The organism is Gordonia sp. SCSIO 19800 (assembly GCF_018132775.1).
Classification (GTDB): Bacteria; Actinomycetota; Actinomycetes; order Mycobacteriales; family Mycobacteriaceae; genus Gordonia; species Gordonia hongkongensis.
Genome location: NZ_JAGRQM010000001.1, coordinates 248,706 through 266,389, shown reverse-complemented (window position 1 = coordinate 266,389; position 17,684 = coordinate 248,706). Strand labels below are relative to the sequence as shown.

The window sequence follows — 17,684 nt, the reverse complement described above, 5'->3', positions numbered from 1 at the left end:
GTGCAGATTCTTTCTCAGTACGAAAGTTGAGGACTCACATCGTGGCGAGCGTGAACATCAAGCCGCTTGAGGACAAGATCCTGGTGCAGGCCGTCGAGGCCGAGACGACCACCGCGTCGGGCCTGGTCATCCCGGACTCCGCCAAAGAGAAGCCGCAGGAAGGCACCGTCATCGCTGTCGGCGAGGGTCGGGTCACCGAGCAGGGCAACCGCGTCCCCGTGGACGTCAAGGAAGGTGACACCGTCATCTACAGCAAGTACGGCGGCACCGAGATCAAGTACGCCGGCGAGGAGTACCTGATCCTCTCGGCGCGCGACGTCCTCGCCGTCATCGGCAAGTAGGACCGGCACCGAACTCCGGCCGAGTTAGACCCCGCGAGCCTTCATCGCGTCTCACATCGCCCCGGCGCCCCGTGCAGGGGTACCGGGGCGATGTGCGTTACGCCGACAGGCTCCCGTTGCAGAAAGTGATTCATGGCCAAGCAGATTGAATTCAACGAAACCGCGCGCCGGGCGCTCGAGCGAGGCATCGACCAGCTCGCCGACACCGTGAAGGTCACCCTCGGCCCGCGCGGACGGCACGTGGTCCTCGCCAAGGCGTTCGGCGGACCGAGTGTCACCAACGACGGCGTCACCATCGCGCGCGACATCGAGCTCGACGATCCGTTCGAGAACCTCGGCGCGCAATTGGTGAAGTCCGTCGCCACCAAGACCAACGACGTGGCGGGCGACGGCACCACCACCGCGACCGTGCTGGCACAGGCGATGGTCAAGGCCGGCCTGCGCAACGTCGCCGCCGGGTCCAACCCGATCGCTCTCGGGCAGGGCATCAGCAAGGCTGCCGATGCGCTGAGCGAGGCCCTGCTCGCCGCTGCGACCCCCGTCGCCGGTGAACAGGCCATCGCCCAGATCGCCACCGTGTCCTCCCGCGACGAGGAGATCGGCGAGATGGTCGGCAAGGCGATGACCGCGGTCGGCGCCGATGGTGTCGTGACCGTCGAGGAGAGCTCGGGGCTGAGCACCGACCTCGAGATCACCGAGGGCGTCCAGTTCGACAAGGGCTTCCTCTCGCCCTACTTCGTCACCGATCTCGACAGCCAGGAAGCGGTTCTCGAGGACGCGCTGGTCCTGCTCTACCGCGACAAGATCAGCTCCCTGCCGGACTTCCTGCCGCTGCTGGAGAAGGTCGTCGAAGCAGGCAAGTCGCTGCTGATCATCGCCGAGGATGTCGAGGGCGAGCCGCTGTCGACCCTCGTCGTGAACTCGATCCGCAAGACGATCCGCGCCGTCGCCGTCAAGGCGCCGTTCTTCGGCGACCGCCGCAAGGCCTTCCTCGAAGACCTCGCGATCGTCACCGGCGGAACCGTCGTCTCCTCCGACATCGGCCTGAGCCTGCCGACGGTCGGTCTCGACGTGCTCGGCTCGGTCCGTCGCGTCGTCGTCACCAAGGACGCCACCACCCTCGTCGAGGGTGCCGGCACCAAGGACGCGATCGCGGACCGTTCGGCGCAGCTGCGACGGGAGATCGAGCAGTCCGACTCCGACTGGGACAAGGAGAAGCTCGCCGAGCGTCTGGCGAAGCTCTCCGGTGGTGTCGCGGTGATCCGCGTGGGTGCGGCCACCGAGACCGCGCTCAAGGAGCGCAAGCACCGCGTCGAGGACGCCGTCGCGGCGGCCAAGGCCGCCGTCGAGGAGGGGATCATCCCCGGTGGTGGCTCGGCCATCGTGCAGGCGTCGAAGAAGCTCGACGCCCTCGCCGAGTCCCTGACCGGTGACGAGGCCCTGGGTGTGCGGGTCGTCCGCGACTCCGCGCGGGCGCCGCTCTACTGGATCGCCGCGAACGCTGGACTCGACGGTGCGGTCGTGGTCGACAAGGTCGCCGGTGGGGCCGAGGGCTCGGGGTTCAACGCCGCGAGCCTGTCCTACGGCGACCTGGTCGCCGAAGGCATCATCGACCCGGTGAAGGTCACCCGGTCGGCGGTCGTCAACGCCGCGTCGGTGGCCCGCATGGTGCTGACGACCGAGACGGCGATCACCGATCAGCCGGCCGACGAACCGGCCGGTCACGCGGGACACGGGCACGCGCACTGACGTAACTCCGCGCAGTTCGACGAACACGAGAGCCGGGCATCCTCGCAGGGATGCCCGGCTCTCGCGGTCGTGGTCTGGTCGGGTTCGACGCCCCTGGCCTCAGCTGGCCATCCGGCGGCCGACGCCCCGCTTCATCAAGATGCTGCGCTCGGATTCGGACAGTCCGCCCCAGATGCCGTACGGCTCCGCCACCGCGAGTGCGTGCTCCCGGCATTGCGCGATGACCGGGCACTGGTGGCACATCTCTTTGGCGCGTCGCTCACGCTGCGCTCGGGCGCGGCCGCGTTCGCCGTCCGGATGGAAGAACATCGACGAGTCGACGCCGCGGCAGAGTCCTGACATCTGCCAGTCCCAGATGTCAGCGTTGGGGCCGGGGAGATGATTGGGCTGAGGCATGACAGCTACTCCTTGTCGTGGGCCGCACCGGGGTGCTTCGGTGGGAAACGTCGATTTCCTGCAACGCTGAACTCACATTAAGCGGGCCTGAGAAATTGCGTCAATAGCCCTGAAATGGGACCGGATTGCTGCGAAAGTCTCAGAAATGTTAACGGCGGGTTAGGTGATCGCGGTTGGATAGCACAGCGCGGATGCGTCGTTGCGGTGCCCCCTGATCCGGGGTGACCGACCCGGTGTGACCTGCAATGATGACTGCCGGGTCCAGGTGTCTGTCCAGTGCGTCGGACGTAGGGGTGTGGTGACGTCGATCGAACCGATTTACACGGCGGAAATCTTCCGATGATGCACCCGTGATCTGTCCAGAGAATTAACGTTGGGAATCGTTCGTTAAATTCATGCAAACCGAAAAAGATCGAGTGACCAAGAACACCTCCTCGACGCTCGACAAAGCCGTTGAGCTGCGTCGACACCCCTCGATGCGACCTTCGGTGGTCCCGCTGCTGCATGCGTGGGCCGCGGCGGTCTCCGCCGGCGGGGACGGGAACTACGCCCGCGCGCTCACCGAGCTCGCGTCCCTCGAACGGGTCGCCGGTGTGCGAGCGCGGGGATTCGCGCCCACCGACCCCCACCTCGCCGTGCTGTCTCTGTGTCAGAGCACGCGGGCCTCGCTGATCCGCCAGGCCGGGCGACACCACATCTCGCATGGGGTCGACGGTCGAGCCCTCCTCACCGTCGGAATCTCCGGCGCCCGGGCCGAGCCGGGTGCACCGGGCCCCGGGCCACGCGAGGTCTCGCTCATCCGAGCGGCGGTCGCGGACGGACTCGTCGGGCTCGCGGCCGACAATCTGGGTCTGCTGCGGTTCGATGCGTCCCGTCGGCTGCTCGACCGGGCGCGAACGGTCCTCGATCCCACGGACGAGCGGCCGGTCGGGGCGAACCCCGAACAGTGGTCCTGGCGGCCGGCGGACGCGGACTGGATGACGGCCACGCGCTGCCGCCTGCGCTGGGAATGGGTGAGCGCCGAACTCGGTCTGTACCGCGGTGACGTGGCGTCCGGGCTCGAACACGCCCGAGCGGGGGCACTGCTGGTGCGGGAGATGCACGACGCGGCGACTCCGGTCCCGGCCCGCCATCGAGTGAAGACCGCGTTGATCGCCGCGGCTGCCGCCGCGGGCGCGGGGGATCGGGGTGGCACCGCGAACGCGGCGCGGGACGTCGTCGCCGACGCTCGCGACGAGGCCCTCCTGCCCCTGGAGTGGGCGGCGATGAGCCTGCTGCTGGGCACCGGAGCCGCGTCCGGCGACGAGGCCGTTCACCACCGCCGGCTCCGCGCCACGCTGATCGGCAAGGGCATGGCGCTGATGCCGGACGGTTGATCGCTAAGGTGTGTTGGGGTCTGCCACGTCGTCGCCGCCGGAGACGTCGCCGGAACGCGCTCTCCAGCCGCGTGCCACGACGATCGCCACCGGCGGCGTCACCGTGCCGGGGCCCGGACCAGGACCGGCAATTAGACCGGTTGGCCGACTTGTAACACGGGGATTCCTACGCGCGATGAAGTTGACAGGTGGTGAGTTGAACGACGCCGTTCGGGCCGCGGGCCAAGGCGATCGGGCAGCTCTCACGTCAGTTCTCGAAAGCGTGCAGGAACCGATCCTGCGCTACTGCCGAGGACGCATCGGGGTAGGGGAACGGCATCTGTTCTCCGCCGACGACATCGCGCAGGAGGCATTGATGGCGGTGATGACCGCGTTGCCACGGTACCGTGACCAGGGCAAACCGTTCATGGCCTTCGTCTACGGCATCGCCTCGCACAAGGTCGCCGACGCCATGCGGGTGGCGGCACGGGTGAAGTCGGACCCGGTCGAGGAGATCCCCGAGGTCTCACACGTCACCGGTGGCCCCGAGCAGTTCGCGATCGATGCCGACGGCAGCAGGCGGATGAGAGCCCTGCTGGGCATCCTCCCCGAGAAACAACGCGAGGTACTGGTCCTGCGGTTGATCGTCGGGATGTCGGCGGAGGAGACCGCGCAGGCGATCGGCAGCACCGCGGGAGCAGTACGAGTCGCCCAGCATCGAGCGCTGGCGAAATTGAAAGACGAGTTGAGACGGACAGGAGGTCACGATGAGCGGACAGTCTGATTGGCGTAGACGCCGTGTCGCCGGTGGTGACCAGCCGAATCGACCCGGTCAGCCGCCGGCGCACCGTCGCGCGCCCGGTTCGAGCGGCCCGGCGCCCGCCGGGCCCGGACCCCGCCCGGTTGACCCGTTCTCCTCGGACGCGGAGTCCGGACTCGACGCGTTCGATCTCTCCGCTTCCGATGACGCGCTCGATCTCTCCGAACTGAACTTCGACGAGAACTTCCTCGACGCGCTGACCCGCGATGTGCCGGTGCCGACCCGCGACGCGGCCGAGTATCAGCTGGCCGAGATGCTGTCGGGCTGGCGGTCGGAGATCGTGTCCACCCCCGAGCCCGAGCTGCTGTCCGTCGACGACGTCGAGCGGGCAATCGGGACCAGCGAGCGCGCGAGTCGCGGCCGCCGCATGGTCCGTCACCTGCGCGTCGTGTCGGGTGCCGCCGCGATCGTCATCGTTGCGGCTGCCGGCCTGACCGTGCTCTCCGAGGGCTCGCAACCCGGCGACCCGCTGTGGGGCATCAAACAGGTCGTGTTCGCCGAGGCCGCGTCGCAGACGCAGGCGGCCCACGACGTCCGGAACAACCTCGAGCGTGCCGAGGCCGCGATCGCCGCCGGTGATCCGGGTGCGGCGGCCAGCCTGCTGGCCGAGGCGCAGGAGCGCATGGGTCCGATGGACAACGAGATGCGTGACGAGATGACGGACTGGATGAACCGCATCCGCGCGGGTGCGGGTCTGCCGACCGAGACCACCGATCCCGCACCGTCGACCGGTGCGGAACAGCCCGGGACGATCGACCCGACCCGGCCCGATCTCCGGAACTCCGAGGACCAGCCCTCACCCGACGCGTCGACGCCTCCGGGCGGCGGGACGGATGAACCGACCACGCCGTCCGAGCAGACGAGCGAACCGCAGGAGCCGTCGTCGGTCCCGCCCTCGAGCGAGCCGGCAGAACCGTCGACGCCGTCGTCGAGCACGAAGGTCACCCGTTTCCCGGCCGAGTTCCCCGAGATCCCGTGGACGCCGCCGCCCGGCGTGGACGCCGGTCGGCCGATCGGCTGACGCGACCGCACCATCGCCGGCCCCAACGGTCGTTGGAGATCATGAGCGAGGCCCCGCACCGGATCGATCGGTGCGGGGCCTCGCTCATTGGTGGTGCCGGAGAGTCGGCGACAGTTACCGCCGCGTCCGTGGAGGATCAGCGCTCGTCGTCGAGATGACTACGGGCGTCGGCGTAACCGCGGCAGTAATCCCACGTGACGTAGGCGTCCGGACGGGGATCCACCGCGGGCTCGTGCGGCCGGACGGTGCCGTCGATGAGAAGCTGGATCAGGTTGGCGCGCAACATGTCCCAGTCGTGGTAGTGGTCCTCGCGGCAGTCCTCACACACGACGACCAGGCCGCGTACACCGCGATTGGCCAGTAGGGCCTCGTAGAGTGCGAGATCGGCGAGGTCTTCTTCGACCGCGAGCCGCTCGTTCTCGTCCAACGGGATACCCGGCTCCACGCTGTCCAATGCGGATGCGGGATCGCTGGGATCGTCGGCGAACGGATCCGGCGGGAGGCCGGGTGGCAGGTGGTCACGCACCACACCACCGTAGCCGATCCGCGGGTGCGCGCGCCGCAGGCGTTCACCGGTCGAGCGCACCTGTTGAGAGTGGGTCGGGCGACCTCATCGGCGCGAAGACTCCTGTGTGACGATCGCCGCAACAAGGGACTCGATACCATGGTCCGATGACTGCTGTTCGTACCGGTGGAGACGATCCCGGCAAGGTCGCGATGCTCGGCCTGACCTTCGACGACGTCCTGTTGCTGCCCTCGGCGTCGGACGTGATACCCAGCGAGGTCGACACCTCGTCGCGGGTGACCAAGAACGTGACGCTGCGTGTCCCGCTGGTGAGTTCGGCGATGGACACCGTGACCGAGTCCCGGATGGCGATCGCGATGGCGCGCGCCGGGGGTATGGGTGTCCTCCACCGCAATCTGTCGATCGAGGAGCAGGCCGGCCAGGTCGAGACCGTCAAGCGGTCCGAGGCGGGCATGGTCACCGATCCGGTGACGTGCACCCCCACGCACACGCTCGCCGAGGTGGACGCCATGTGCGCGCGCTACCGCATCTCCGGTCTGCCCGTTGTCGACGACAAGGGTGAGCTCGTCGGCATCATCACCAACCGCGACATGCGGTTCGAGGTCGACCAGAGCCGTCCGGTCGCCGAGGTGATGACCAAGGCCCCGCTCATCACCGCCCAGGAGGGCGTCTCCGCAGAGGCCGCACTGGGACTGCTCCGCCGGCACAAGATCGAGAAGCTGCCGATCGTCGACGGCAACGGTCGCCTGACCGGACTCATCACCGTCAAGGACTTCGTCAAGACCGAACAGCATCCGCTGGCGACCAAGGACTCCGACGGACGGTTGCTCGTCGGGGCGGCCGTCGGCACCGGTGACCCGCAGTGGGACCGGGCGATGGCGTTGGCCGACGCCGGGGCCGACGTGATCATCGTCGACACCGCCCACGCGCACAACCGGCTCGTGCTCGACATGGTGGCCAAGTTGAAGGCCGAGGTCGGCGATCGGGTGGACGTGGTCGGCGGCAACGTCGCGACCCGCGAGGCCGCGCAGGCCCTCGTCGACGCCGGCGCCGATGCGGTGAAGGTCGGCGTCGGACCGGGCTCGATCTGCACCACCCGCGTCGTGGCGGGTGTCGGTGCCCCGCAGATCACCGCCATCCTCGAAGCCGTGGCGGTCTGTCAGAAGGCGGGAGTGCCCGTGATCGCCGACGGTGGTCTGCAGTACTCCGGCGACATCGCCAAGGCCCTCGCGGCGGGGGCGTCGACCGCGATGCTCGGTTCGCTCCTCGCCGGCACCGCCGAGGCCCCCGGCGAGCTGGTCCTGGTCAACGGCAAGCAGTTCAAGAGCTACCGCGGCATGGGTTCGCTGGGTGCGATGCAGGGTCGCGGACAGGCGAAGTCGTACTCCAAGGACCGCTACTTCCAGGACGACGTCCTCAAAGAGGAGAAGCTGGTTCCCGAGGGCATCGAGGGACGGGTGCCGTTCCGCGGTCCGCTGTCGCAGGTGATACATCAGCTCGTCGGCGGCCTTCGTGCCGCGATGGGCTACACCGGCGCGTCGACGATCCCGGATCTGCAGACCGCGCGGTTCGTCCAGATCACCGCGGCCGGCCTGAAGGAATCCCACCCGCACGACATCACGCTGACCGCAGAGGCACCCAACTACTATTCCCGCTGAACTCCCCGAGGTCGTTCCCGCCGGACTCGTCCGGGGGGCCAGGCCGTAGGGTCGTTGTGCAGCTGAACTCCGCAGAAAGGCGCAGTGGTGCGTGACCTCGTCGAAATCGGCATGGGCCGGACAGCCCGACGGACCTACGAGCTGGGGGACATCAGCATCGTCCCGTCCCGTCGGACCCGTTCGTCCAAGGACGTCTCCACCGCATGGCAGATCGATGCCTACCGGTTCTCCTCGCCGATCCTGAGCCACCCGACGGATGCCCTGGTGTCGCCGTCGGTCGCGATCGAACTGGGCAAGCTCGGCGCGCTCGGCGTCCTGAACGGTGAGGGGCTGTGGGCCCGTCACCGCGACGTCGAGGCGAAGATCGCCGAACTCGTCGCCATCGCGGCGGAGGACCCGGATCCCTATGCGGCGGTTCGACACCTGCAGCAACTCCACTCGGCCCCGCTCGACAGCGGGTTGCTCGGCGAGGCCGTGGCCCAGGTCCGCGACGCGGGGGTCACCACGGCCGTCCGCGTCAGCCCGCAGCACGCACCCGAGCTGACCCCGGCGCTGCTGGCCGCCGGGGTGGAGATCCTGGTGGTGCACGGCACGATCATCTCGGCGGAGCACGTGGCGCAGGTCGATGCCGACGGCACGCAGCGGGAACCGCTGAACCTGAAGACCTTCATCGCCGATCTCGACGTACCGGTCATCGCGGGCGGCGTGCACGACCACCGCACCGCGCTGCACCTGATGCGGACGGGTGCCGCGGGCGTGATCGTCGGCTACGGTTCCGCCGCGGGAGCCACCACGACGGGCGAGGTGCTCGGCATCGGTGTGCCGATGGCCACCGCCATCGCCGACGCCGCCGCCGCGCGTCGCGACTACCTGGACGAGACCGGCGGCCGCTATGTCCACGTCATCGCCGACGGCGACATCCACAGCTCGGGCGACATCGTCAAGGCGATCGCCTGTGGAGCCGACGCCGCGGTCCTCGGGACCTCGCTCGCCGCAACGAGTTCCGCGCCCGGCAACGGGTGGTACTGGCCGTCGGCCGCTGCTCACCCCGACACCCCGCGCGGCGCCCTCCTGCAGGTCGCCGCGGGCGAGGACCGACCGAGTCTCGAGCGGGTCCTCTACGGCCCCTCCGACGACCCGTACGGCGAGCTGAACGTCGTCGGCGCACTGCGTCGGGCCATGGCGAAGGCCGGTTACTGCGACCTCAAGGAATTCCAGCGCGTGGGGTTGTCCGTCCGCGGCTGAGCTGAGGAGCGCCCGGAGCTTGCGGAACGGCAGCGGCCCCTCCGCTCCCTGGGGAGCGCTCGGAGCTTGCGGGACGGCAGCGGCCCCTCCGCTCCCTGGGGAGCGCTCGGAGCTTGCGGGACGGCAGCGGCCCCTCCGCTCCCTGAGGAGCGCCCGGAGCTTGCGGAGGGTGCGTCACGAAGGGTTAGGGTGACCTGGGTCTCGTTATGTGACAAGGCGCGTTAGTATGTTCGGCATGGGATTCGACAAGTCGACCGAACGCGCCACCGACTTCGACGTTCTGATCGTCGGCTCCGGGTTCGGCGGCAGCGTGAGTGCGCTGCGGCTCGTGGAGAAGGGGTACCGCGTCGGCGTGGTCGAGGCCGGTCGTCGGTTCGAGGACGAGGACTTCGCCAAGACCAGCTGGCGCCTCAACCGGTGGTTGTGGGCACCGAAGCTGGGCCTGTACGGCATCCAGCGGATCCACGCCCTGAAAGACGTGATGATCCTCGCCGGGGCGGGCGTCGGCGGCGGCTCGCTCAACTACGCCAACACGCTCTACAAGCCCCCGACGCCGTTCTTCACCGATCCCCAGTGGAATCACATCACCGACTGGGAGGACGAGCTCAGCCCGTACTACGACCAGGCCCGGCGGATGCTCGGCGTGGTCACCAACCCGACGGTCACCGCGTCCGACCGCGTGGTCGCCGAAGTCGCCGCCGAGATGGGTGTCGGGGACACGGTGACCCCGACGCCGGTCGGTGTGTTCTTCGGTGCGAAGACGGGTCTGTCCGGGGCGCCCGGCGAGACCGTCGCCGACCCGTACTTCGGCGGTGCGGGTCCGGACCGGACCGCCTGCACCGAGTGCGGCGCGTGCATGACCGGGTGCCGGGTGGGTGCCAAGAACACCCTGCTGAAGAACTATCTCGGCCTCGCGGAACGCCACGGCGCCACCATCATCGACCGGACCACGGTGGACTCGCTCCGGCAGCGCGCCGACGGTGTCTGGGAGGTGGGCACGCATCACTCGTCGTCGTGGGGTCCGCTCGGACGCCGTCGACGCACGATCACGGCGGGTCAGGTCATCCTGGCGGCCGGCACGTTCAACACCCAACGACTGCTGCACCACGCGAAACTCGGTACGCTGCCGCAGATCTCGGACGCGATGGGTCGGCTCACGCGCACCAACTCGGAGTCGATACTGGGTGCGATGGGGTCGCGGATCGATCCGGAGAACGACTACTCGCGCGGCGTCGCGATCACTTCGTCGTTCTATCCCGAGCCGAACACGCACATCGAACCGGTGCGATACGGCAAGGGCTCCAACGCGATCGCGTACCTGCAGACCCTGCTCACCGACGGCGGGTCCCGGCGCAATCGGTTCGGGCAGTTCCTGCGTCAGGTCGCCCGCAACCCGTTCCTGCTGGTGCGGTTGCTCGTGGTGCGACAGTGGAGCGAGCGGACCGTGATCGCCCTGGTCATGCAGAACAACAACAACTCGCTGACCACCTTCGTCCGCAAGCGCGGACCGGTGCGGTACGTCACCAGCAAGCAGGGCCACGGCGAGCCGAACCCGACGTGGATTCCGAAGGGCAACGAGGCAACTCGCCGGATCGCGGCGAAACTCGACGGCGGCGTCGCCGGCGGGACCTGGGGCGACATCGTCAACATGCCGCTGACCGCGCACTATCTCGGCGGCTGCGCGATCTCCGACGACCCGGACAACGGCGTCATCGATCCCTACCAGCGCGTGTGGAACTACCCGACGTTGCACATCGCCGACGGCGCGTCGGTGTCGGCGAACCTCGGCGTCAATCCGTCGCTGACGATCTGCGCGCAGGCGGAACGCGCGGCGGCACTGTGGCCGAACAAGGGCGAACAGGACCGGCGTCCTGCGCAGGGCGACCCGTACCGCCGCATCGAGCCGACGACGCCGGCGTCCCCGGTGGTGCCGGCCGACGCACCCGGCGCCCTGCGGCTGCCGATCACCCCGGTCGTCCCCGCCACTCCACTCACGGCACAACGCATCTCGTAGCGCCGGTGCGCCGTCACGCGCACTGTGACCACGAAATCCCGGTCGGAGGCGTCGGCGGGTAGTGTCGTCGTCCAGTGCCGAACGGGGGGAGACGCATGTCGGGTACAGAGCCGCTGACCGTGGTGTTGGCGGGCGGAAGTGGCTCGCTGGGAACGCATCTGGCGACCGATCTCGCCGAGCGTGGATACCATCCGGTCATCCTGACGCGGCGGGTCGATCCGTCGTCGCCGTTCGAGCAGGTGGTCTGGGACGGCAGGACCCAGGGCGACTGGGTCGAGACGCTGGCCGCAGATCGTCCGACGGCGGTGGTCAACCTCGCGGGCAAACTCGTGGATTGCCGCCCCACGGACGCCAACATCGCCGCACTGCGGAACAGTCGGGTCGACGCGACGCGAGCACTCGTCACCGCATCGCGCGAACGCACGACGCCGATCTCGTACTGGCTGCAGTCCAGCACGACCGCGATCTGGAGCGACGCGGGTGAACTGTGGTGCACCGAATCGACGCCGATCCCGGTGGGCCTCCCGCAGATGACCGGTGTGGCGCAGCCCTGGGAGGAGGCGGTGGACGGCGCGAACACCGACCATCTGACCGTGCTGCGCACCTCGATCGTGCTCGATGCGGATTCGCCGGCCATCCGACGCCTCGTGGGCCTGACCAGGTTCGGACTCGGCGGGCGGGTCGGCGACGGCCGGCAATGGTTCAGCTGGATTCACATCGACGACTGGCTCGCGATCGCCCGCGCGGCGCTGCGGGTCGACGGCGCGGTGTCGCTGCCCGACGGTGTCGTCGTGGCGGCCAGTCCGAATCCGGTGCGCAACTCCGAACTTATGGCGATGCTGCGCGCGGAGATCGGACGGCCGCCCGCGCCGCCGACGCCCGCGTGGTTGCTGAAGCTCGGTGCGGTGGTGCTGCGCACGGACCCGGCCCTCGGACTCACGGGGCGCCGCGCGCGGTCTGATGTACTGGCCGACGCCGGTTTCGAATTCCGCTTCCCACGGCTCGAGGACGCACTCTCCGATCTGCTCTGAGAGGTCGCCTCAGTCCAGTCCGCGCGCGGTGAGGGTGTCGGCGAAACCGTCGGCGGTGCGCAGGGCGGCGAGGACAACCGGCGCGACGAGGATGCGTGGACCGGGCCGGAGCCCGCGAGCCTTGCGTGCCTCGTCGACCTCCCGCACCACCTCGACCATCAGCGGGATCGCCCGAATGGTCAGCGCCAGCGCGAGGGCGATGAGGTCCACGCGCACCCCGAGCCGTCTCAGGGGGCCGAGCGCACGGACGATCGTGTCGAGCATGTCCGTCGTGCGGGTGGTCAGCGAGACGGCCGCGGCGAGTGCGACCGACAGCGCGAGGACGCCGCAGACGATTACCGCCCGCCGCCAGTCGGTGAAGACGACCTGGAACGCGAAGATGAACAGCAGCAACCACATCAGTGGCCGCAGCTGCCGCCACGCCTCGCGCGGCCCGATCCCCGCCAGCGCGTAGACGACCGCGACCCCGGCCGTCGCGATGCCGAGGGCGGTGAGCGACCGGACCGTCAGCGACAGCACCAGGATCACCACGCCCATCGCGACGAACTTGACGCCTGCGGGCAGTCGGTGCAGCAGCGTGTTGCCGGGACGGTAGACGCCGAGGACGTTCACGACATCATCCCGCGGTAGGCGGCCAGCGCAGGCCGAGGTTCGTCGTCGACGACGACCCGCCCCTCGTCGATGACGATGACGCGGTCGAAGTCGGCCAGGATGTCGAGATCGTGGCTGACGACGACGAGTTGCTCGTCGAGGGTCGCGAACACGTCGGTGAGCATGCGGGTGTTGCGCAGGTCGAGCAGGGTGGTGGGTTCGTCGGCGACGATGATCGCGGGGTCGGTCACGAACACCGACGCCAGGGCGAGGAGCTGCTTCTGCCCGCCGGAGAGCCGCTGGGCCGGATGGTCCGCGTGGTCGGCGAGGCCGAATCGGGCGAGCACCTCGCCGGCACGCTCGGCGCGCGCGGACTTGTCGAGATCGGTTCGACGAAGCGACAGTTCGATGTCCTCGCGGACCGTCGGCATGATGATTTGACGGTCGGGGTCGGAGAAGATGAAGCCCACCCGGCGTCGGACCTCACGCTTGTTCTTCGCGACCGATAGCCCGTCGACGATGACGGTCCCGGAGTCGGGCACGACGAGCGCGTTGATCATCCGCGCCAGCGTCGACTTGCCGCTGCCGTTGGCGCCGACGATCCCGATCCGGTTCTCCGACAACGTCAGTGAGACCTCGCGCAGGACGACCCGGTCGCCGTAGGCGTGGGTGACATCGGTGAATTCGATCATCGCCGCTGGGGTGGGGCGGCTTCTCAGCCGGCCACGGTGCCGGATCGGCGCGCGCGCAACGGTTCGATGAGGCCCGGCCGGCCGCGGTGGACCTGGGCCGCGACCAGGGCCGCGATGACGCACTTGGCGATGTCGCCGGGGATGAACGAACCGTTGGTCGCGATGGCCGCCCACAGTGTCAGGTCGGTCCGCACCAGCAGGCCGAGCACCCCGCAGGCGTAGAGGACGACGATGCCGCCGAGCGCGTTGATGCCGATGCCCCACAGCACGCGATATTTCCCGGAGCCCGTCTTCCCGCCGGTCGAGACCATGAGTGCGGTCAGCACCCCGATGACGATGACCGCCGGGAGGAACCCGATGAAGTATCCGGCCGTCGGGGAGGACAGCGCGGTGAGGCCGTTGCGTCCGCCCGAGAGGATCGGGAGTCCGGCGATCGCCAGCACCATGAAGATGACCACGGCCAGCGTGCCCTTCCGCGGGCCGAGGACCGCCCCGGCGAGGATGACCCCGAGCGACTGGAACGTGATCGGCACACCGCTGGTGCCGATGTTGATGGTCCCGGGCAGGCCGAGCGCGGCGATCAGCGCGGCGAACACGGCGGCCTGGGTGAGGTCGCCGATGCTCAGCGACCAGCGGTTGGGGGATTTCGGCGATGCAGTCATGTCGATTCCGGAGTATTTCACGCGGCGGCGGCGCAGCCGCACCCACCGGGCGGGGTGACCAGGTATCGACGCCGGTCCGCCCACTAGACTCGGCCCGGTGACAGACACTTCTTCTGCGAACTCGTCCTCTCCCGAGGATTTCCTCGAGGGCCCGCGGCCGGTGCTCGTCGTCGACTTCGGCGCGCAGTACGCGCAGCTGATCGCGCGTCGGGTGCGGGAAGCGCGGATCTACTCGGAGGTGATCTCGCACGAGGCGCCGATCGCGGAGATCCAGGAGAAGGATCCGGTCGCGATCATCCTGTCGGGCGGACCGTCGTCGGTGTACGCGGAGGACGCGCCGGACCTCGATCCCGCCCTCTTCGACCTCGACGTCCCGGTCTTCGGCATCTGCTACGGCTTCCAGGCGATGGCGGACAAGCTGGGCGGCGAGGTGGCCAACACCGGCGGGCGCGAGTTCGGCCGGACGACGTTCACGACCAACGGCGAAGGCGTTCTCCACCAAGGTCTCTCGGACACCCAGCCGGTCTGGATGAGCCACAACGACGCCGTCCAGTCCCCGCCGGAGGGGTTCACCGTCACCGGGTCGACGCCCGGCGCGCCGGTCGCATCCTTCGAGAACCTGAAGCGCCGGATGGCCGGTGTGCAGTACCACCCCGAGGTGCTGCACACACCGCACGGCCAGCAGATCCTCACCCGTTTCCTGTACGAGATCGCCGGTCTCGAGGCCACCTGGACGGCGGCCAACATCGCCGACGCGCTGATCGACGCGGTCGCCGACCAGATCGGTGACGGGCGGGCCATCTGCGGGCTCTCCGGCGGCGTGGATTCCGCGGTGGCCGCCGCGCTGGTGCAGCGCGCCATCGGCGATCGTCTGACCTGTGTCTTCGTCGACCACGGTCTTCTGCGCGCCGGAGAACGCGAACAGGTACAGCACGATTTCGTCGGGGCGACCGGGGCGAAGCTGGTGACGGTCGACGCCGCCGACACCTTCTTGCGTGAGCTGTCCGGCGTCAGCGACCCCGAGACCAAGCGCAAGATCATCGGCCGCGAGTTCATCCGGTCGTTCGAGGGTGCGGTCAGCGAGGTCCTCGGCGAGGAGGCCGAGGCGGGGGAGAAGGTCGACTTCCTCGTGCAGGGCACGTTGTACCCCGACGTCGTCGAGTCCGGCGGCGGCAGCGGTACCGCGAACATCAAGAGTCATCACAACGTCGGCGGTCTGCCCGACGACCTCGAGTTCAGTCTCGTGGAACCGCTGCGTCTGCTGTTCAAGGACGAGGTGCGTGCGGTCGGCCGCGAACTGGGGCTGCCCGAGGAGATCGTCGCCCGCCAGCCGTTCCCCGGGCCCGGCCTGGCGATCCGCATCGTCGGCGAGGTGACCGGCGACCGACTGGAGACGCTGCGCAAGGCCGACCTGATCGCGCGCGAGGAACTGACCGCCGCCGGCCTCGACTCGCAGATCTGGCAGTGTCCGGTCGTGTTGCTGGCCGACGTGCGCAGCGTGGGCGTGCAGGGAGACGGCCGCACCTACGGCCACCCGATCGTGCTGCGCCCGGTGTCGAGCGAGGACGCGATGACCGCGGACTGGACGCGTGTGCCCTACGAGGTCCTCGAGATCATCTCCACCCGCATCACCAACGAGGTCGCCGAGGTCAACCGGGTGGTGCTCGACGTGACGAGCAAGCCGCCGGGCACCATCGAGTGGGAATGAGCTGACGAGAGCGGCCGGTGGCGTCTGCCACCGGCCGCTCTCGTCTGCGCGTGCCGGGTCTCAGCGCCGGGAACGCGTGCCGGACACGATCAGCACGAGTCCGACCAGCAGCCCGATTCCGACGACGACCCATCCGAGGTCGGCGGCGTCGGGAAGTGCCGGCCCGTCGGCGAGCCCCCACCCGGCGACCGCAAGGGCGGCGATTCCGAGCAGCCCCAGACCGGGAGCGCGATGGGTCGCGCCACAACCTCGGTCGTCATCGGTGCCGGAAGCGTTCATCTCGGTGCTCATCGCAGGACCTCGACCTCTCCCAATCCGGTGCGGGCCTCGATCTGCAGGACCGGGCCATCGGTGCCGTCACGTCCGCCGTCGAGCCCGGTGGGGCAGTTGTAGTCGCCGACACCGGTCTGGCAATCGGCACGCACGTTCATCGTCTCTGGCACGTGCACCGTGATCTTGCCGACCCCGCTCTCGAGTCGTACGGTCCGGTCGGCGGTGAGTTCGACCGCGCGTAGGTCCAAGGCCATCTCGCCGATGCCGAGTGAGTACTCGGCCTGGATGTCGTTCTCGGTCAACGGCTTCCACTCGCGGTCACCGACCCCGCCGGGCGGCAGCGGGCCGGACAGGCCGTTGACCCCGGAGATCACGGTGGTGACGATGACCGCGGCACCGAGAGAGACCGCGATGGGCGCCAGGCCCGTGCTGTGCTCACCGGTGCGGCGCTTGACGACGGCCGCGACGAGGAGTCCGGCTCCGATCACGGCGAGGGAGAGCGACAGGATGTGGGGGACGGTGAACCACTCGACACCCATCTGGTGCAGGCCCGCACCGATCGCACCCACGATGGTCGCCAGACCGACCACGATCAGGGTCAGCGGTGAGCGTCGGTGCCGACGGACGGCCGGTTCGGCCGGGCGGGTCGGCTCGGGCAGATCCCAGGCGAACCGCGCCGCTCCCAACGGATCCCACGCGGGTGGACTCGCCTCGAAGTCGGCATCGAGTTCTCGACTGCTCTGGGTCTGCACGTCGCTCGACCCTCCGCTCCCTGAGGTGTGAGGAGCGTCAGCGCCCCTCTCTCCGCTCCCTGAGGTGTGAGGAGCGTTAGCGACGAGCCTCGAAGGGTCCTCTGACAGTTCGACGCCCGGCACCGGGGTGGCCGGGTGTTCGGTGGCCGGATTCCCGCCGATCGCGGACGTGCCCGGTGCTTTGGTCATGGATACTCCTGGGGTCTGGGGGCCGTCCGTGGGGGTGACCGCGCCGGGGGCCGGGTGGCTCATCGCGCGCGGCACCCACCGTTCGAACTGCCCGGCCGCCGGTGGCGGGACGACGATGTCGGTGACCGCCGCGGTGTCGATGCTGGTACCGGCCGGTGGAGTCGGGGTCCGCAGGTACAGCAGGTACCAGCCGCCGAGCATCAGGATCGCGCCGACGAGCCCGCCCGAGCCCCAGGTGCGATTGGGGCCGAATGAGGTGACGATGACGATCGCGAGCACGACCAGCAGGATCACCTGCGGATTCCCCAGGCCGTGCATCGAGTTGTGCGACGCGGTGTGACCGGCCCGGGGGGAATCGACACGGAGCGCATCGGCGCGGGCGCGTCCGGCGCCCGGGAACGCGACCCAGGCCGCGAGGTAGAGGATGAGTCCGCTGCCGCCGAAGAAGGCGGCCACCACGAACGCGACCTTCACCAGAGTCGGGTCGACGCGATACCGGGCGGCGATGCCGGTGCACACGCCGGCAATCGTCCGATCGTCGGGCCGATACGGACGGGTCGCCCACAGGCCCTGGATCTGCTGCTGGAACTCCTTGGTGTCCATGACGATCATCGTGCCGCCCGTCCGGCCCCGGACACATCGGGTGATCCCCTGAATTGTC

General features: G+C 69.1%; 17 protein-coding genes. 10 read left to right on the top strand and 7 right to left on the bottom strand.

What is annotated here, in order from left to right; genetic code table 11:
* Positions 1 to 41 precede the first annotated feature (41 nt).
* Together groES and groL are read left to right on the top strand one after the other, a co-directional pair.
* Positions 42 to 341 (top strand): co-chaperone GroES, encoded by a 300-nt coding sequence (groES, locus tag KB201_RS01190; RefSeq protein ID WP_004019185.1) that lies wholly within the window; start codon positions 42 to 44, stop codon positions 339 to 341.
* 132 nt (positions 342 to 473) lie between these two features.
* Positions 474 to 2,090 carry a chaperonin GroEL gene (gene groL / locus KB201_RS01185; protein ID WP_058250696.1) on the top strand — a complete coding sequence of 539 codons (1,617 nt, stop codon included), beginning with the start codon at positions 474 to 476 and terminating at the stop codon, positions 2,088 to 2,090.
* A gap of 99 nt (positions 2,091 to 2,189) precedes the next feature.
* Here the strand turns inward: groL and KB201_RS01180 are convergent, their stop codons facing one another.
* Positions 2,190 to 2,486, bottom strand: coding sequence for a WhiB family transcriptional regulator (locus KB201_RS01180; RefSeq protein WP_010841865.1), 297 nt, complete (start codon positions 2,484 to 2,486; stop codon positions 2,190 to 2,192).
* A gap of 416 nt (positions 2,487 to 2,902) precedes the next feature.
* Here KB201_RS01180 and KB201_RS01175 point away from each other — a divergent pair, with 416 nt between their 5' ends.
* The 3 genes from KB201_RS01175 to KB201_RS01165 all read left to right on the top strand — a co-directional run bounded on the left by KB201_RS01175 (position 2,903) and on the right by KB201_RS01165 (position 5,682).
* A complete protein-coding gene (locus KB201_RS01175; protein ID WP_058250695.1) occupies positions 2,903 to 3,862 on the top strand; it encodes a hypothetical protein in 960 nt (319 codons plus the stop codon).
* Between the two features lie 175 nt (positions 3,863 to 4,037).
* A complete protein-coding gene (locus KB201_RS01170; protein WP_010841867.1) occupies positions 4,038 to 4,625 on the top strand; it encodes a sigma-70 family RNA polymerase sigma factor in 588 nt (195 codons plus the stop codon).
* Positions 4,609 to 5,682 (top strand): anti-sigma-D factor RsdA, encoded by a 1,074-nt coding sequence (locus KB201_RS01165; protein ID WP_058250694.1) that lies wholly within the window; start codon positions 4,609 to 4,611, stop codon positions 5,680 to 5,682. The genes KB201_RS01170 and KB201_RS01165 overlap by 17 nt, the downstream gene beginning before the upstream one ends.
* Before the next feature lie 136 nt (positions 5,683 to 5,818).
* On the opposite strand, the gene KB201_RS01160 is transcribed toward KB201_RS01165, so the two are convergent.
* A complete protein-coding gene (locus tag KB201_RS01160; RefSeq protein ID WP_058250883.1) occupies positions 5,819 to 6,208 on the bottom strand; it encodes a DUF5319 domain-containing protein in 390 nt (129 codons plus the stop codon).
* A 146-nt stretch (positions 6,209 to 6,354) separates the two neighbouring features.
* On the opposite strand from KB201_RS01160, the gene guaB reads away from it, so the two are divergent.
* The 4 genes from guaB to KB201_RS01140 all read left to right on the top strand — a co-directional run bounded on the left by guaB (position 6,355) and on the right by KB201_RS01140 (position 12,156).
* Positions 6,355 to 7,866 (top strand): IMP dehydrogenase, encoded by a 1,512-nt coding sequence (gene guaB / locus KB201_RS01155; protein WP_058250693.1) that lies wholly within the window; start codon positions 6,355 to 6,357, stop codon positions 7,864 to 7,866.
* Between the two features lie 87 nt (positions 7,867 to 7,953).
* A complete protein-coding gene (locus KB201_RS01150) occupies positions 7,954 to 9,111 on the top strand; it encodes a GuaB3 family IMP dehydrogenase-related protein (protein WP_058250882.1) in 1,158 nt (385 codons plus the stop codon).
* A gap of 226 nt (positions 9,112 to 9,337) precedes the next feature.
* Positions 9,338 to 11,125: an FAD-dependent oxidoreductase gene (locus KB201_RS01145; RefSeq protein ID WP_078112082.1), complete on the top strand. Its 1,788-nt coding sequence runs from the start codon at positions 9,338 to 9,340 to the stop codon at positions 11,123 to 11,125.
* A 95-nt stretch (positions 11,126 to 11,220) separates the two neighbouring features.
* On the top strand, positions 11,221 to 12,156 hold the full coding sequence (locus KB201_RS01140) for an epimerase (RefSeq protein WP_058250691.1): 936 nt from the start codon (positions 11,221 to 11,223) through the stop codon (positions 12,154 to 12,156).
* Between the two features lie 9 nt (positions 12,157 to 12,165).
* Here KB201_RS01140 and KB201_RS01135 read toward each other — a convergent pair whose 3' ends face one another.
* Genes KB201_RS01135 through KB201_RS01125 form a run of 3 tightly spaced genes read right to left on the bottom strand, consistent with a single transcriptional unit; the run spans position 12,166 to position 14,101 of the window.
* Positions 12,166 to 12,768 carry an energy-coupling factor transporter transmembrane protein EcfT gene (locus tag KB201_RS01135; RefSeq protein ID WP_058250690.1) on the bottom strand — a complete coding sequence of 201 codons (603 nt, stop codon included), beginning with the start codon at positions 12,766 to 12,768 and terminating at the stop codon, positions 12,166 to 12,168.
* Entirely contained in the window at positions 12,765 to 13,439 is a 675-nt protein-coding gene (locus KB201_RS01130) for an energy-coupling factor ABC transporter ATP-binding protein (protein WP_058250689.1), read from the bottom strand. Before KB201_RS01130 ends, KB201_RS01135 begins: the two co-directional genes overlap by 4 nt.
* A gap of 23 nt (positions 13,440 to 13,462) precedes the next feature.
* Positions 13,463 to 14,101: a biotin transporter BioY gene (locus KB201_RS01125; RefSeq protein WP_058250881.1), complete on the bottom strand. Its 639-nt coding sequence runs from the start codon at positions 14,099 to 14,101 to the stop codon at positions 13,463 to 13,465.
* Positions 14,102 to 14,261: 160 nt separating this feature from the next.
* Here KB201_RS01125 and guaA point away from each other — a divergent pair, with 160 nt between their 5' ends.
* Entirely contained in the window at positions 14,262 to 15,809 is a 1,548-nt protein-coding gene (guaA, locus tag KB201_RS01120; protein WP_058250688.1) for a glutamine-hydrolyzing GMP synthase, read from the top strand.
* A gap of 60 nt (positions 15,810 to 15,869) precedes the next feature.
* Here guaA and KB201_RS01115 read toward each other — a convergent pair whose 3' ends face one another.
* Both KB201_RS01115 and KB201_RS01110 read right to left on the bottom strand, forming a co-directional pair.
* Positions 15,870 to 16,100, bottom strand: coding sequence for a hypothetical protein (locus KB201_RS01115; protein ID WP_211538175.1), 231 nt, complete (start codon positions 16,098 to 16,100; stop codon positions 15,870 to 15,872).
* Positions 16,097 to 17,635 (bottom strand): PspC domain-containing protein, encoded by a 1,539-nt coding sequence (locus tag KB201_RS01110; RefSeq protein WP_211538174.1) that lies wholly within the window; start codon positions 17,633 to 17,635, stop codon positions 16,097 to 16,099. The genes KB201_RS01115 and KB201_RS01110 overlap by 4 nt, the downstream gene beginning before the upstream one ends.
* Positions 17,636 to 17,684 lie beyond the last annotated feature (49 nt).